Source organism: Pantoea sp. SGAir0180 (assembly GCF_043546245.1).
This window is the reverse complement of record NZ_CP028073.1, coordinates 1-14,432: the sequence shown is the minus strand read 5'-3', so window position 1 is coordinate 14,432 and position 14,432 is coordinate 1. Positions and strand designations below refer to the sequence as shown.

At 48.4% G+C, this 14,432-nt stretch carries 15 protein-coding genes and 4 pseudogenes; 13 read left to right on the top strand and 6 right to left on the bottom strand.

The window, feature by feature from the left end; all coding sequences use genetic code 11:
- Positions 1 to 56: 56 nt before the first annotated feature.
- Entirely contained in the window at positions 57 to 230 is a 174-nt protein-coding gene (locus C1N58_RS22065) for a hypothetical protein (protein ID WP_155683843.1), read from the bottom strand.
- A gap of 412 nt (positions 231 to 642) precedes the next feature.
- On the opposite strand from C1N58_RS22065, the gene C1N58_RS22060 reads away from it, so the two are divergent.
- The 11 genes and pseudogenes from C1N58_RS22060 (at position 643) to C1N58_RS22010 (ending at position 8,041) form a co-directional block, all read left to right on the top strand.
- Entirely contained in the window at positions 643 to 1,056 is a 414-nt protein-coding gene (locus C1N58_RS22060; RefSeq protein ID WP_394565033.1) for a hypothetical protein, read from the top strand.
- Between the two features lie 17 nt (positions 1,057 to 1,073).
- A pseudogene (locus C1N58_RS22055) lies at positions 1,074 to 1,585 on the top strand (arginase family protein).
- 193 nt (positions 1,586 to 1,778) lie between these two features.
- Positions 1,779 to 2,186: a hypothetical protein gene (locus C1N58_RS22050; protein WP_394565032.1), complete on the top strand. Its 408-nt coding sequence runs from the start codon at positions 1,779 to 1,781 to the stop codon at positions 2,184 to 2,186.
- Between the two features lie 74 nt (positions 2,187 to 2,260).
- A complete protein-coding gene (locus C1N58_RS22045; RefSeq protein WP_394565031.1) occupies positions 2,261 to 2,935 on the top strand; it encodes a hypothetical protein in 675 nt (224 codons plus the stop codon).
- Positions 2,932 to 3,714 (top strand): JmjC domain-containing protein, encoded by a 783-nt coding sequence (locus tag C1N58_RS22040; RefSeq protein ID WP_394551410.1) that lies wholly within the window; start codon positions 2,932 to 2,934, stop codon positions 3,712 to 3,714. Before C1N58_RS22045 ends, C1N58_RS22040 begins: the two co-directional genes overlap by 4 nt.
- A 211-nt stretch (positions 3,715 to 3,925) precedes the next feature.
- Entirely contained in the window at positions 3,926 to 4,720 is a 795-nt protein-coding gene (locus tag C1N58_RS22035; RefSeq protein ID WP_394565029.1) for a hypothetical protein, read from the top strand.
- 254 nt (positions 4,721 to 4,974) lie between these two features.
- On the top strand, positions 4,975 to 5,625 hold the full coding sequence (locus C1N58_RS22030) for a hypothetical protein (RefSeq protein ID WP_394565028.1): 651 nt from the start codon (positions 4,975 to 4,977) through the stop codon (positions 5,623 to 5,625).
- A 164-nt stretch (positions 5,626 to 5,789) separates the two neighbouring features.
- Complete coding sequence (locus C1N58_RS22025; RefSeq protein ID WP_394565026.1) at positions 5,790 to 5,996, top strand: hypothetical protein; 207 nt, start codon at positions 5,790 to 5,792, stop codon at positions 5,994 to 5,996.
- A 475-nt stretch (positions 5,997 to 6,471) separates the two neighbouring features.
- Positions 6,472 to 7,200 (top strand): AAA family ATPase, encoded by a 729-nt coding sequence (locus C1N58_RS22020; RefSeq protein WP_394565024.1) that lies wholly within the window; start codon positions 6,472 to 6,474, stop codon positions 7,198 to 7,200.
- Complete coding sequence (locus C1N58_RS22015) at positions 7,149 to 7,616, top strand: hypothetical protein (RefSeq protein WP_394565022.1); 468 nt, start codon at positions 7,149 to 7,151, stop codon at positions 7,614 to 7,616. Before C1N58_RS22020 ends, C1N58_RS22015 begins: the two co-directional genes overlap by 52 nt.
- Positions 7,604 to 8,041 carry a hypothetical protein gene (locus C1N58_RS22010; RefSeq protein ID WP_394551417.1) on the top strand — a complete coding sequence of 146 codons (438 nt, stop codon included), beginning with the start codon at positions 7,604 to 7,606 and terminating at the stop codon, positions 8,039 to 8,041. Before C1N58_RS22015 ends, C1N58_RS22010 begins: the two co-directional genes overlap by 13 nt.
- Before the next feature lie 110 nt (positions 8,042 to 8,151).
- Here the strand turns inward: C1N58_RS22010 and C1N58_RS22005 are convergent.
- Positions 8,152 to 8,567 (bottom strand): annotated as a pseudogene (locus tag C1N58_RS22005) (type II toxin-antitoxin system VapC family toxin).
- Positions 8,564 to 8,793: pseudogene (vapB, locus tag C1N58_RS22000) on the bottom strand (type II toxin-antitoxin system VapB family antitoxin). Before vapB ends, C1N58_RS22005 begins: the two co-directional pseudogenes overlap by 4 nt.
- An 815-nt stretch (positions 8,794 to 9,608) precedes the next feature.
- On the opposite strand from vapB, the gene C1N58_RS21995 reads away from it, so the two are divergent.
- Complete coding sequence (locus C1N58_RS21995) at positions 9,609 to 10,472, top strand: N-acetyltransferase (RefSeq protein ID WP_394565020.1); 864 nt, start codon at positions 9,609 to 9,611, stop codon at positions 10,470 to 10,472.
- Positions 10,462 to 11,252: pseudogene (locus C1N58_RS21990) on the top strand (site-specific integrase). The gene C1N58_RS21995 and the pseudogene C1N58_RS21990 overlap by 11 nt, the downstream one beginning before the upstream one ends.
- A gap of 265 nt (positions 11,253 to 11,517) precedes the next feature.
- Here C1N58_RS21990 and C1N58_RS21985 read toward each other — a convergent pair.
- The 3 genes from C1N58_RS21985 to C1N58_RS21975 all read right to left on the bottom strand — a co-directional run.
- Positions 11,518 to 12,057 carry a hypothetical protein gene (locus C1N58_RS21985; protein ID WP_394565017.1) on the bottom strand — a complete coding sequence of 180 codons (540 nt, stop codon included), beginning with the start codon at positions 12,055 to 12,057 and terminating at the stop codon, positions 11,518 to 11,520.
- Between the two features lie 1,662 nt (positions 12,058 to 13,719).
- Positions 13,720 to 14,013 carry a hypothetical protein gene (locus C1N58_RS21980; protein WP_394565015.1) on the bottom strand — a complete coding sequence of 98 codons (294 nt, stop codon included), beginning with the start codon at positions 14,011 to 14,013 and terminating at the stop codon, positions 13,720 to 13,722.
- Positions 14,014 to 14,018: 5 nt separating this feature from the next.
- The coding region (locus C1N58_RS21975) for a hypothetical protein (protein ID WP_394565013.1) at positions 14,019 to 14,432 on the bottom strand (414 nt) is incomplete at its 5' end.

The following is a 14,432-nucleotide window of genomic DNA, read 5'->3' as shown; positions in this document are numbered from 1 at the left end:
TTTCAGGAATGCCTGATAAACATACAGCAGCCCGAAGGCTGCTGCATGTTTAATCATCAGTGACCAGTATCGCGGCGATCACGCCCTAATCCACCACCACCGATGTCGATGTGATTGTTACTGTCTTTTTTCACTTCCACAATGACATCATCGTGGCTGAAAGCTGACAGCTCAGCCGCGATCTTATCCAGATTATCTTTTTGTGACTCACCATATTTATTCAAGGACATACATACCTCCAATATTTAAAGTTGGTCAAACTGCCAGCAATGCCTGGCAGAAGAATTCTTGTATTGGGCCAGAATGAAAGTCAACTCATAAAGTTATGAAAAAAACTTATTTAACAGCGTAAACAAAGTGCGCAAGGATAAATTTCTTTTATCTTCAGTTGAATAGTATAAAAATGAAGTTTAAAAAAAATTTTCCTTTTATTATTAATAATAAAACCAATTTAACCTGAATGAAATTGATAGATATAAACTATTAAGTTGGGATAGCTATGTTTTTTTCAGATGTAATTTAATAAGATAATCATGAGGTTATTGATTATTTTTTTTGAGAAAAGTTGAATCGTCTGGAAAAGGATATTGAAATTACCTGAATATGAGGTAATTATTTTTTATTCATGGCGGGGGGTGAAATATGCATGAAGATGATATCGTTATTAACAGAAATACGGTTATAAACGAAGAAGGTGATAAGGTTGAGCTCACGCTTAATGAGAGAAGAGTCAGTGTGACGGTCAGTGGTAAGCTGTATCAGCTTTTAAGGAAAATAACAGAACAGAACATAAACTTTAAAGACCTGCTTTCAACGGACAATGTGCAGCTTAAGGAAATTACTTCACTTTTGTACTTTAACGATATATTGATCTCCCGGAAGGACGATGAGTTACTAAAAGACGGCATTTTGTATAACCCTGCGCGAATGCAAAAGACGGCATTATCCATACCTGACACCATGCAGGATCAGTGGTGTTTTTTTGGTGCCCCGGCAGATTTTGCATTAGATCCCCCAGATCGCCGGCGCATGGCCCCTACATTTACCGTAAATTAGGACGGAACCACGCTGAAATGAGGGATGTTGGCGACATCGCTTACAGTACAACTGATAATATATACAGTTTCGGGGAGAAAATTCAGCATGTTGTCGCCAAAATCAGAGCGAAAAACAATAAAGCGATGATGTTCGGTGGCGATCACTCGCTGACTTATTTTCAGTGGCAGAAACCGCGCGGTTTATCCCTGAACTCGTGCTGATACAACTGGATGCACATTCCGATATCAATACCAGCACGGATAAGTCAAACGCGCCTCTTTACCATGCAAATTTTGTTTCAAAACTCATTGCTGATAACGCAATCAGGTCAGTGATACAGATTGGTGTCAGAGAGAAAACAATCAGATATTCAATGGATTATCTTCAGTCTTCATCCATTACTCAGTTCAGTGCAGTGATGAGCACCGACGATAAAATAAGGCTTGCGTCGTTAATCGAGGGGAAAAATGTCTATATAAGTTTTGATGCAGACGTGATGGATCCTGATGTTTTTCCGCACGTCACGACGCCATTGGATGAGGGATGAACGAGGAAAATATAACGGATGTTCTGAGCCTGATTAAGAATTCATGCCTTTCCGTCGTGGGTGCCGATATCATGGAATTCACCTGTGGTTTTGATAAGAAAGGAAATCCGTTTAACCATGAAATGACCTTGCTGGATAAAATAATTTCTCTCATTATCAGCTGATAAATCAGGAGGTAAAGATGTGTGTAAGCATGTTAACCGGTCACCTGACAGAATTTAACATCAATGAATTCTACCATCAGTCGGGAGTTCTGACGGATCCTGGCGCGCTGCTTGCCGATATAGAGCATATTATCCGTAAAAGAAGAAGTATTTCAGAAAGCCTGCTCAATGCCCGTGTGTTTATTAATAATGGCACCCGTGATGACTTTGGTTACAGTGTGTCAAATCATCCCCCTCGCGAAGACGAGAGCCTCAGTGAATGGCTTGCGCGAATAACCGGCGCCTCCAGCTTTTGTGCCGTTATTAACGGGCTTAACGGATGGTCCGACTCTCTGGCACAGAAGATTAACCGGGATTTCAATAAAGAATGGGTTGAGAAATACGGTATTCCGAGCCAGGGGATTGATGTTTACAGCTTTATGGGCGATACAGCCTGACACCATTTGGTATTCACAAAGATCAGGAGCATACATTTCTTTACCACCTCGGCCCCGGAATCAAAAAAGCATGGGTGTGGGATCCGGCCATAAAAGACATTGCGCCGGTGGTGAAGTCTGACTCCTTTAATCTGAAGGAAACCCTCTCATGGGCGACGGAGGTCACTCTGCGCCCGGGGGATGCACTGTTTATTCCTCAGAACTGGTATCATGTTCTGGAAAATCCCGAATTTTCCGTCACGCTGGGTATTGCTCCTTATGAAATGAAAAGATCACAATTACTGACGTCTTTTTTGTCAGATTTCCTGGCTGTCCATAATACCGAGGATCCGTATATCACTCTGCCTCTGAGGGCCGAGGCTGACGTTAAGGATGTTATTACAGCCGTTATCCCTCCTGACTCTGGAAAAAACAGCCTTGATGGTATTGCATACAAAGGTCTGGCACGGCTATTAAACCGGCTTAAAAGTAACAGTTATTTCAAATATACTTCACCCGACCGAATGACCGGTAAAAGGACTTATCAATATCATGGTGACATCGTCTTCGGGGAAACGGAAGGCGGCTCAACGCGGATATACCTCCGTGGAAAAGATTTTTTAGTCAGAAATGAAGTGGCGGACAAGCTGTTTGATCTTAAAAATGAGATGGCCAGACCTGGCTTCAGTTATGAATTCCGTGATACTGACGCGGAAGGTGTTTTCAATAAGGTTATCACGCAACTGATCCGCACCGGAGTGCTGGTATGATTACCTTTCCTGTGAATGAGCTGACGGCTCTGCTGACAGACACTGAACCTTTTAAAAAGGACTACGTATTGTCAGAGGGAAATGCCTCCTTCTCGGAGGCTGTATTTAATTACTCACTTCACCATCTTTTTCGCGGGATCCGCCATCCTGAAAAAGACATCAAATTGCTCTGCTGTGGTGATGTCTACTATCCTGCCAGTGAGACGTGTACTGACGGAATACTGGGATTTTACACGATGGCCCTTATGCTGCTTCGTAAGCGGACCATCGTATTCAACCACCTCGAGAAAAGGATGCCGGAATACTTTTCTCTGTACACTTATCTGGCTGATAAAAAAGGGATCCTTTCACACTACAATATTTACTGGTCGCCCGCTGACAGCACCGGTGCCGGTGCCCACACTGATGACCATGATGTGGTCATCGTGCAGCTCGCGGGTAAGAAAAAATGGAGGTTTGAACACGAAGACATCACGCTAAAAGCAGGCGATATTCTCTTCGTCCGTAAAGGGACGCTTCATGACCCGGTAACGGAAGACGGACACCAGTCGCTGCACCTGACGGTGGGCCTCGTTTACGGGGTGTCCTCTTTCCCTGCTTTCCCCGAACCCGCGTCTGCAGGAGATCACCCTGGCGATGTCTCAGCGGTGACATTTTTCCGGAGTATGGGCAATCTGCTCGGGGGGCTGAACCGGCACTGCATACGGGGCAGGATGTTTTATTGGATGAGGAGGATTCTTACATCCGGTTCACTTACAGGGAAAATGTCCTTGAATTAACGAAAGAAGTCTTTCATCACATCTTTGAACGCCGGAGCCTCAGCAGTTTCTCTTCACGCCCCGGAGCTGACAGAAAAGACGTCATCAACCTCATTCTTTCTTTCTATAAAACAGGCATCCCCGTGGAAATAAAAGGAACAAGTTAATGCTTGATTACATGGTTGAGCAGTTCAGCAGGCTGCCTGTTGACTCCGGGTTACTCAGGAACGGCATGAAAGACTATATTGATGAACAGCTGCTCTGGTGTGAGGACAGCAATTTTTCATCAAACTTTCCTTTCCTTGAGACCGGCCTGCCTCAGGATTTTTTTCTTCAGAAAATCGTTTCCTGCGACGGTAATGACTACCTCACCGGACCACGATACAGAGGCGGCGATTTGAAGAAGCCGTTCATTGATCTGGTCGCCAGCTCTGCTCCTCTGACCCGGCGGGCAATGGCCTCAATACTGGACGTATGGCATCCCATGGGCGCACTTTCAGTCCGCCTTCTCCGGCCCGTGTCTGAGGATACGCGTGGTTGTGCCGATCAGTTTTTCTATGTCGGCGAAAGCATGCATGAAAGAAATGAAGCGGTTATCAGCGGCCAGACTGTCAGCATTGAGCGTGCCTGCCCACAGTCAGCTGAGTGGTGCCTTCAGGCTCTGGAACTTGCCTATGCAGGGACGTATTCCCGCTATCCTTTCCTTAAAGATAAGGTGTTTCCTGCAGATGAAGAAGACATTCGCGACGCCATTAAAGATGGAAGCCTGTTCATCATAGTTTATGAAGGGACGCATGCCGGTTTTATCATCTGTGAGAACGGACGCAGGGCGTTTATATCAGGACTGTGGATCACCGAAGAGATCGTTATTCCGCGCTTTCGCGGAAAGCACGTTGCGGGTTCTGCACAACAGGCCTTACTTTCTTTTCTCAGCACGCCCGCACACCGGCATCGCTATGGGGAACTATTGAAAGCAGTAACCATCCTTCAATACGCGCCGCTGAGCGTGCCGGGAGAAAGCGGGTGATGGAGTATGCTTTTCTGGGTAGGGAAGATGTGCATGATTAAGAGCTTCCGGCAGCTTACGCTGTGTCTTTTCATACTGTTGTCCACACTCGGCTTCTGCCTTTATCTGGGTTTTTTTTCCTTTTATCTGGTTAAAATCAAAACCGACCCCCTTTTTATTTCAGTACTGATAGGTTCAACTGCGCTCTCAAGCCTGGCGTGGGGCCTCTGGCCGGGCGGCTCATCGACAGGAGCCGTCACCGGTTCTTCTGGCTGATGACTGCGCAGGTGTGTTGTGGCTTTCTGGTTTTCGCTTTCGGAAACCAGTCGCATTTCAGTCTCGTAGTCACACCTGTACTGGTTATATCCCTTTCTCTCACCATAAATTTTGCGACGATTATCGTTAATCAGTATCTGCTGCCTGAACTTCACAGGGATTATGAAACGAGTGTGGCCGTGGCGTCATATATCAGCGGGATCGCCGTTTTCGTCACCGGACTGGTGCTTGCCGCCCTTTATGACCGCTATTCACCCTCCCTGTTTTTCAGTGTGGCCGCCGGCTGTTTCCTCCTTTCGGCCCTTACTCTTCTTCCCCTGATCCGCGGTAAGAGCTGCGCCGGTCCGGAGGAGGCTGTCCCTGATACGGAAAAAAAAGATTTCTCCGGTATCTATCGTCAGGCTTTCCGGTGCCTGAAACGAAACTGGTTTCTTGCGCTGGCTATGTGCGTGATGGCGTTTACGGAGACGTCGTTTAATACCAATTTTGACGTGATTGCATTTTCATTAGGTACCACACCTTTCGCTGCTGTTTTTATTCTGGCGCGATCAGCGGCGTTCTTGACAGCCTGGCTTCGTGGTTTTATCCCCGCTCGGTGGGGAAAACTACGGTTAACTTCCGGTGGCGTTTTTTTCTGTGCACCTTTTTAGTTATTTTTTCGGGAGCGGTCTTACTTACTTTCTGGGACTACGACAAAAAGCCGTGGTTTCTTCCCTCTCTTGCCCTCTGTCTTGAACTCACGGGAGTATGGTGGTCAATTTTTATTGCCGGTCAGGTCAGGGCTGCAAGTCATGAAGGTGAATATGGCCAGACCATGGCCGCATTCCGCGTTCCGCGTTCAGTGGTGACATTCTTCGGGATGACCACTATAGGTACAGCGTTGCAGTCCGGTGAAATTGCCTGGGTTTTATCTGCTGATACCGTCCTGCTTTTTCTTCTGCTTGCCCTTAATATTTATCTTTACTTGAAAAAAAATGCAGCCCGTTGCGAAATGGAGAATTCCGCTGCGCCGATGGATTAAAGCCGGGAAGGCCCTGCACCGGGATGACCGGGCCTTTACACTGTGCAGAGCCCGTCAACGGGCTGACAGGGAGAATTCATTGAGCACAGGAGTACTGATTCTTTTCTGCCGGATCGGTGTTATCGGTGTGCAATATCACGGGCGGTTTTCGTATGTAAACGCTGGTTCCCTGCTCCCTTTCCGTCGACGACTAACGGGTTGTTATCGGTACCAAAGCTCACCGCTCAGTTCCTTATATTAAGGCTTCATCAAAATGGCGCGCCTGATGGGGAAGTCTTGGTTCATCCAGTCCCTTAAACTGAATGAATTCCTTTAGTTCATCTCTGTTAAACCCGCAGATGCAAATTGAGTGAAATTCTGATCAACCAATGCAACCGAACTAGGACCTTTCATTTGGATGTCGGAATTTTTTCATAAAATGGTGTAATCTGCTTAAGTTTAATCTGTCTGTTAACATACGAAGGAATCGTTCAGAATGTCTGCTAGGCAAAATATCCCAGCGCAATTACGCTTGAAGGAAATACATATTCAGAGCCTAAAAGGTATTTCTGATTGTACTATAACATTTCCGGCTGATAAAAAAGTCACTGCCATCATGGGCATGAACGGCTCTGGGAAGTCGACGATCATCCATGCTCTTGCCTGCTGCTATAAACCGCATAACGCAACCTCTAAAGAAAACAACCGATTTTCTGATTTCTTTACTCCTCACGATGATAATAACTGGCGTGACAGTGGCTTTACAGCATCTTTTTTGGCAGGAACTCTTAGCAATCAGGGGAACAGGATTATGTTTGTTCCCACACTGCCACCTAATGACACATTTACCCAGCTATATTCTAAAGTTAGCCGCTGGCAGCCTGTATATGCACGTCGGCCCGTCAAGGAGTCCTTATATCTCGGGCTACAGACGCTCGGAACGTTATCAGATGACCTCGCTGCGTCCCGTCATGCGAAATATGCAAGCCAAGTGTTTGGCCCCGCACAGCTCAAACAAAAAATACTGGATTCAATGTGTCGTGTTCTGGAGGCCAATTACTCTGATTTGATGATCTGTACCACGCAGAAAGGATTCACTTTTTATAAGTTTACAAAAAATGGAATCTCCTATACTGAGCATACTATGGGGCGGGAGAAAAGCGTGTATTTGAAGTGCTTAAAGCCGCGCATGATCCTTCCATTCTCCCAAATGGACTTCTTCTGATTGACGAGCTTGATGTCCTTCTCCATGAGAAGGCCTTTAAAAAACTTGTTAGTGAATTAATCGAAATAGCAGAGAATTCTCTTCTTGAAATCGTTTTTTCAACACATCGAGAATCCATCGTTCATTTTAAGAGAACGATCAATATTGTTAGTATTTTTAATATGGGCACAGGGATTCAAGCCTTTCCTGGAGTATCAGCTGATGCGCTGCGTCAGTTGACCGACATTCAGCCCGAAATGGTCAGTGTTTTTGTTGAAGATGAACTAGCACGGACGGCTATCAATGTGCTTCTGGAACGAGAGGCGTTGACTGATAAGGTCGATGTTCAAATTTTCGTGCTTCGGAAAACTCTGCAGTTGTACTTGCAGGGCTTTTGCTTTCCGGCAAAGACCTTGGGAAGGTTATGTGCCTGCTAGACGGTGATGTGCATCGTACAGTACAGGAAAAACTGAAAATCATACAGAAGTGCCTGACAGGGACGGATAGTGTAAAAAAACAACAACGCCGTGATGTATTGGGCAGGATGTTTGAGTTTAGCCTTCAGGTGCTTACCCAAAAAGGATCGCCGGAATATAATCATAAATGCTGGTTCGAGTCGATTGATCCTGCATTAATTTCGGCGGAAGAGTCTGCTGAATACCTCAAGCTAAGGCAGTTTTCCATGTCAATTAACGGGCTTGTTGACTGGCATGATTACTATGACAGGCTCAATCATTTGGCGCGAAAAACTAACATAGAGCATACCGTCCTGAGCTATATCAGTAAATATTCCCCGGCTTGGGGTAACTATGTTTTAGCGTTTCGTCAGGAAATTATTGACCGGGCTGCCGAACTAGGATGAGGGTGTGCAGGTCACGGAGTTTGACAGGCTCTACACCCTTAAAGACAAAATACCCGGCACGCCGAGATAACCTGCCGGGTCATTCAGGATATTACCCTCAAGAGAGGAGCTTACTTCACCCAGTCTTCCAAAGTCAGGCCCGGTACCCGCTCAAACTCCCGTGTATTATTCGTCACCAGCAGGGCGCCGGCCGCAATGGCGTGCCGGCAATCGCTGTGTCATTCGGCCCAATCGGCGTCCCGGCCAGACGCAGCGCGACCTTAATCTCAGTGGTGGCGTCCACCGCGGCACGGTCCCAGGGCAGGACGGCATCGAGCCTGGCGCAGAACTCCTCGACCAGCTGCACGTGACGCGGCGAGGCCTTCGGGCCGGTGGCGCCGAAGCGCATTTCAGAATAAGTAATGGCCGAGACCACGATGCGGTGGCTGCGCAACACCGCCTGCTCCAGGCGCTTCAGTACGGCTTCCGGTTGCTCGCGCATGATGAACGAGCAGATACAGGTGTCCAGCATATACGTTTTGTTCACAGGTCAAATCGTCCTTCGTCAGTGACAACGTCCTCTCGCTCTGCCATAAAGTCCGGATCGGCTTTTTCGAGCTCCAGAAATGAGCCCCAGGTCGGCCGGACGGGGCGCAGGATGATGCTGTCTCCTTCCCGGACGATCTCCAGCTCGCTCACCCCCTCAAAATCCAGATCGCGGGAAGGCGGATGGCGCGATTATTGCCATTTTTGAAAATAGATACGGTTCTCATAATTAACTCCCGAATATTTGGGATATGCGCGGCATATCTGATGTGAGGTTTTTGCACCGGATGCGGGCATATGTCCAGTATAGGCAGATGTTGTACATATGTATATATATAACATATGCAGATGATGAGTATATGCGTATGCCACACCTATGCAGATGCCTGACATATGGATATGTAAAACCTATACACTGTTCTCTCTTTTTCCGCTGAGATCCGAAAAAAGGTGGAACCGGATCTTTACCCCGTCAGCGGCGGTTTTCTGCTCAGTACACCACATGTTGTGTCTCACTCAGCTGGACATGACACAACATACGGGATGCATCAGCGTAAAGCCGCCCGGAAAACCCGCTTCCGCCCGCCCCGCCGCCGTGCTACCCTTCCGCTTACTGCCGGAATCGGAAAAAGTCGGATCCGGTGGTGAGCGGCTTCCGGTAATTGCGGTGAAGGAATATAAGCAGGCTATTTTTCATATTGGTGAATATGTCATGTGTTATCTGTTCAGGCGTGACCGTTATGCCGAAGTCAGTCACTCAGATAAATTAAATGATTTATGATAATCACCTGGTGAATTTTCATGCGAGGACAAGTAATTTGCCGTGACAATATCTAAACGGACACATTTACTGCGTAACTGTTCAGGGCGTTACCGGTTCTGATGAACAGAGGGCAGTGCCGGATCTGTTATTTCCCCAGCGTCCTGTATCGCTGCCTGAAGCTCAGCTCCGGTTTCTGACAGTCTTTAAAACGGAACCATGCCGCTGCTCAGTGCGGGCACCACATGAGGGTGGATCGTCTTTAAGGCAATAGGAGGATGGATGGACCGTATTACTCACGGGCTGCCGGGTGAGGCCAGCGCATCTGCAGAGATGCGGTTTAATGAAGATGAAAACGCGTGGCTGCTGACTCTGCCGGAAACACGGGCAGAAGGACATCTTGTACCGGCCTGCACGATCGTGGCTGTCCAGACGGTTTCGGAAATTTTCCGTCCGTGCGGCGGCGATCGCTATGAGGCTGAGCATTCCTGCTCGCTTTTTCTCAGTAGCCAGTATCAGGGCAGTCTCCTGAACCAGACTTTTGCGGCTGTGCTGAAAACCTTCGTCCGTCCGGACGGCAGTGAGTATTCATTTCTGGATCTCACCGGCGGGGATTTCGTTATTGACAGCAGACTGAGGGGGCGCGGTTTGGGATCCTGGATCATGCAGCAGCTTGTCTGCTGGGCCAGGACCCTGCCCGCGGATATGCGTGTCCGCCGTATCAAACTTTCAGTCCGGGACGGTGCTGATGAAGAAAATTACCTGCGGCGCGAGAACCTCTGGCGCGGGCTGGGTTTCCGGTTTGCAGAGAACAGTGATAAGTCCTTTTCTTTGCGTATCCGTGATCTCCGGTTCCCCAGAGGCCGGCGCTCTTCGCTGGCTGCCGTTCGCCTGGACCTGGCCGTCAGCGAGCTGAGCCGGACGTGCACGCAACAGCAGGAAGAGCTCGATTACCTGAAGGCGAAAGTGGCAAGGCAGGCTGAACGTATCAGCTTCCTGACTGAACGTCAGTGGAAGGAGCGTCTTGTCACGGGGCTGTCGGCCGGGCTGTTTTATCTGCTGAACAGGGCAGACCGCCTGTTTAAAAGAACGAAGGCCGGCCAGCCTGATGACCGGAACCCGTCACAACGGAGACATGACCATTAACACTGATCTGCAGATTTACCCGACACAGGCGTCCGCGGCGACCCCTGCTTTACTGCCCGTCGCGATCGATTATCCGGCGGCGCTGGCGCTGCGACAGATGGCTGCGCTGATTGACGACTTACCCAGATACCTGCTGGCGCCGGAGGTCAGCGCCCTGCTGCATTACGTACCGGACCTGCACCGGAAGATGCTGCTGACCACCATGTGGAACACCGGCGCGCGCATCAATGAGGCGCTGGCCCTGACGCGGGCCGACTTCACCCTGACGCCGCCCCACCCGTTTGTGCAGCTGGCCACGCTGAAGCAGCGGGTGAAAAGGCCGCCCGTGGGCCGGGTCGTGCGCCGTCCGGCGTGGTCCCTCACCGGCTGGTTCCGCTGTCCGATCCGCAGTATATCGCCCAGCTGGAGATGATGGTGGCCACGCTGCGCATTCCGGTTGAACGTCGTAACCCTGACACCGGCCGGACGGAAAAGGTTCGCCTCTGGACGGTGACCGACCGCACCGTCAGGACCTGGATTAACGAAGCCGTTGCGGCCGCTGCGGCCGACGGTGTGACCTTCTCGGTGCCGGTCACGCCGCACACTTTCCGGCACAGCTACGCCATGCACATGCTCTACGCGGGGATCCCGCTGAAGGCGCTGCAGAGCCTGATGGGTCACAAAAGCCTGAAGTCGACGGAGATCTATACGAAAGTATTTGCGCTGGACGTGGCGGCGCGCCACCGGGTGCAGTTTTCGATGCCGGGTAATGAAGCGGTGGCCATGCTCAAACAGAAATGATTTAAAAGGGTTTAAGTCAGGTGAAATTATATCTAATTGATGATTTCAGGACATCCTGACAAAATTCCGCTGGCGCAAATTCTGATTCCGGGAAACCCTCTTACACCGGATTTTTACCGAACGGGCCGGACGGCGCGGGTGCAGAGCTACGTTACTAAGGAAGGAGTCCCCCGTCCGTTACAACATGTAGTAGCAACCTCAGATGAAAGAGGCACAAGATGTAGTCTTGTGCGCCGCAGCGGGACGATTCGGCAGAATAAGGGTTTTACCGAATGCCCGGCTTAGCGGCCACGGAGATCAAGTTGGGCATTCTGGTCCCCTTAAGCCAGTCCTCGTAAGAAGGCATAGTGTTCCACGAATCTTCCTGGCTCATTTGTTGAATGCCTGTTTCTTGTAAATCCAGCTGTTTTGCCAGAAGTCTTGTTTTCTGCGTCAGGCCATATCTGGTTTTTAATGGTTTTTCATCATATGAGATTTTCTTACTGTCGGGGACAAATAATATGATAGTTTCACCATCAGTATTAAAAGTCAGGTCTCTATACACGCCATCCTTTCTGTATACAACATGACGCTCAGCTTCAATATACTTTCTTTTTATGTACCACATTTTATAGCCGATAACTTTTTCACCGCCGTTCTGCTCAATATATTTATCTACATTCATCTCACAGTTGGACTGCTTACACCATAACTCTGGTTTAACATCTATAAATACCGGGTTTTCTGCGCTTAACGATCTGCAGAATGAGGCGACATACTGGTCAATGCTTTCTGGCGTGGTGAGGTTTTCGAAGTTGAATGTCATTGTATGGCATTTCCTTATGGCTGAATTTCATTTCATGAGCAGGGCTGGAATCTGGCGCAAGATTTTTATTATTATAATCAACCATCTGTGTCCCGGTCAGCAGCCGATTTTCCGGTTTGTAGCGTGCGAACGTCATGTTCTGACAACCACTGATCTGTAACTTCCGTATGCCCGTCAGATTCTGCAAATAAGATTATTTCATAAACGGGATTAATGCTGGCCTGGTATTCAACGGCTTTCAGCAGTTCAGGGCCGGGGAATAGTAATAAATACACAGCTTCTGGTAGATAGCTTTTATTAAGGGTCAGGGGGAGTATAAGCTGAGCTTTCGTCGGTCTATGATGATAGTCTGATTTGATTTAAGCTTATTGACCACTTTTTTTTCAAATATCCGTTCCAGTATTTGATCACACTGAGATTTGTTGTTCACACACAAATAAACTTCACATTGATGGTGCTTGGCTCGGTCAATAGCATATCTTACAATGCTTCCGTGCAACCCATTCATTAGCTCCGAAAATTCACGCTGCAATATCACCCGGTCAGTCATTTTATTTCCTTTGATGAATGAATTTTGGCATCTATCATATCGGTAAATTTCGGCGCGGCACAGTGCGGAAACTCGCCCTGTTGCTCAGTTCGGTCTTATAGGCGTTTTACCGAATTGTATATAAACGCGTAAAAATACGTTAAGAACCATCGGTAAAATTAGGGAAATAGACAGAGTGCGTATAGGATCTGAGTTGTGCCGGAAACGGCATCTTTGAGACGAAAAAAAACCCGGTCTGGTAAACCGAGTTAATTTTCTGTACCGGGCTCGGCTGGTAACCGGTGCCGGTACGGTACTGCTTGTACCTGCTAACTGTGTTCAATATTAACGCTGATTGACGATCCCGTCAACGTTGCGGCCAGTGCCGCACAGCCTTATACTCGTCGCAGTTGGCAGCGCTACGCCGTTGCAGCCTCTCAGAAGTGGGTTAAAGCTCAGTCGCGAAGAGATTTGCCCCGACCGGAAACAGGTGGTGCTGTCCGGTCTGCTTCCACCAAAAGAGTGCTGCTTGTACCTGCTAACTACTGGTGCGCGGCGCAGGGGGTAACCCAAAAGCACCTGCGACGTGCGGCGCTCTCCTTAACAGGAGGCTGCCTAAGTGATAAGTCTGACCACTATCCTTATAGCGCTGAAGATAATTCACGTTACGTTGCAGATTGTCGTTGTCATCAAGCAACTGACCGGACGCCCGTAAGGGCAGAAGGAACTTGAACAAAGGCGGGGTTTAACCACCCCGCCTTTTTTCGTTCCTACATAGTAGTTCGGCAGAATGGGCGTGTTACCGAACGGCCGTCCCAGCTGGCACTGAAATTAAATTTAGCATCCCCTGCTCAGCAGCTACCTAAGGCGCAAAACTACCGCAAAGGCGCTGCGTCAGAGAAAGTTTTTCATAAAACTACGGTTTTGATGGTCTCTCAGTTACAAAGAAATAGACTTTTCCACTTTGTAAGACCATCGCAGGCATTCCGCGCGTTCGTGCGGTGAAATATAAAAAATTACCCACGAAGGAAGATGCTGACTGACCTTTTGTAAGAAATCATAAGCCATTCGTGTCCTGTCATCATTAGAGAGAGTAGACGGTTTGTCGAAGGCGTCGGCCACGAAACTCGAGTTCAGGCCGTCAGGACGGATAAGGTAGCTTTTACCCGTGGCGTTTGGGTAATGAATGCCGGCGTACTGACAATTTTTTCCGGATCATGGAATTCGGCGAAGAAAGTGCAGCTGGGAAGTTTTGTCCGTTCGATAAAAGGCACATTTTTATCCGGGAATTCACAACCCGCTGCTAAATCAGCAAAGTGAACTACGACAAAGCGCGGAGCAGTTATCTGCAGGGCATATTTGTCTAGCCAGCCATTGTCCCCTGCTTCGTTTTTTATCTCTCCAATGGGGCGTTTTGTTTCCTTCAACGTGGTCAGTACGGCTTCCTGAATCGTATTTGCCAGAACCGTAGATGCCTGTTGGGGGTCTTGGCCAGTTCTGTGGGGATCCATGCCAGTATGCGGTTAAACCACCAGTCTTCAGGAGCCATTCCAGTAGGCGTAAAACGTAACAGCGGAGCCAGTGGAAGGGTTGACTCATTTAACGTCTGAGCCGATTTTACTGGATAAGACAGATCGTAATCTTTGCGGTTGTATAGCGTGCTGAGCAGTGGAGTTAACTTTGCATCCTCGAATGACGTCATGCCTGCAGCGGTGCTGATATTCCACGCCAGGCTGTGTGCATTTTCATATTCATAATGCCGGTCTGAAACATCACGTACACCTGAGCATGCCGATAAAAGTAGCATCATCATTGAAGCAAGCGTACCTGGCAGATAATTGCGCAT

Excerpts from the sequence above, each read along its gene's own strand:
- C1N58_RS22065 (WP_155683843.1), bottom strand. The coding sequence starts at position 230 with ATGTCCTTGAATAAATATGGTGAGTCACAAAAAGATAATCTGGATAAG.
- C1N58_RS22060 (WP_394565033.1), top strand. The coding sequence starts at position 643 with ATGCATGAAGATGATATCGTTATTAACAGAAATACGGTTATAAACGAA.
- C1N58_RS22050 (WP_394565032.1), top strand. The coding sequence starts at position 1,779 with ATGTTAACCGGTCACCTGACAGAATTTAACATCAATGAATTCTACCAT.
- C1N58_RS22040 (WP_394551410.1), top strand. The coding sequence starts at position 2,932 with ATGATTACCTTTCCTGTGAATGAGCTGACGGCTCTGCTGACAGACACT.
- C1N58_RS22035 (WP_394565029.1), top strand. The coding sequence starts at position 3,926 with ATGAAAGACTATATTGATGAACAGCTGCTCTGGTGTGAGGACAGCAAT.
- C1N58_RS22030 (WP_394565028.1), top strand. The coding sequence starts at position 4,975 with ATGACTGCGCAGGTGTGTTGTGGCTTTCTGGTTTTCGCTTTCGGAAAC.
- C1N58_RS22025 (WP_394565026.1), top strand. The coding sequence starts at position 5,790 with ATGGCCGCATTCCGCGTTCCGCGTTCAGTGGTGACATTCTTCGGGATG.
- C1N58_RS22020 (WP_394565024.1), top strand. The coding sequence starts at position 6,472 with ATGTCTGCTAGGCAAAATATCCCAGCGCAATTACGCTTGAAGGAAATA.
- C1N58_RS22010 (WP_394551417.1), top strand. The coding sequence starts at position 7,604 with ATGTGCCTGCTAGACGGTGATGTGCATCGTACAGTACAGGAAAAACTG.
- C1N58_RS21995 (WP_394565020.1), top strand. The coding sequence starts at position 9,609 with ATGGACCGTATTACTCACGGGCTGCCGGGTGAGGCCAGCGCATCTGCA.
- C1N58_RS21985 (WP_394565017.1), bottom strand. The coding sequence starts at position 12,057 with ATGACATTCAACTTCGAAAACCTCACCACGCCAGAAAGCATTGACCAG.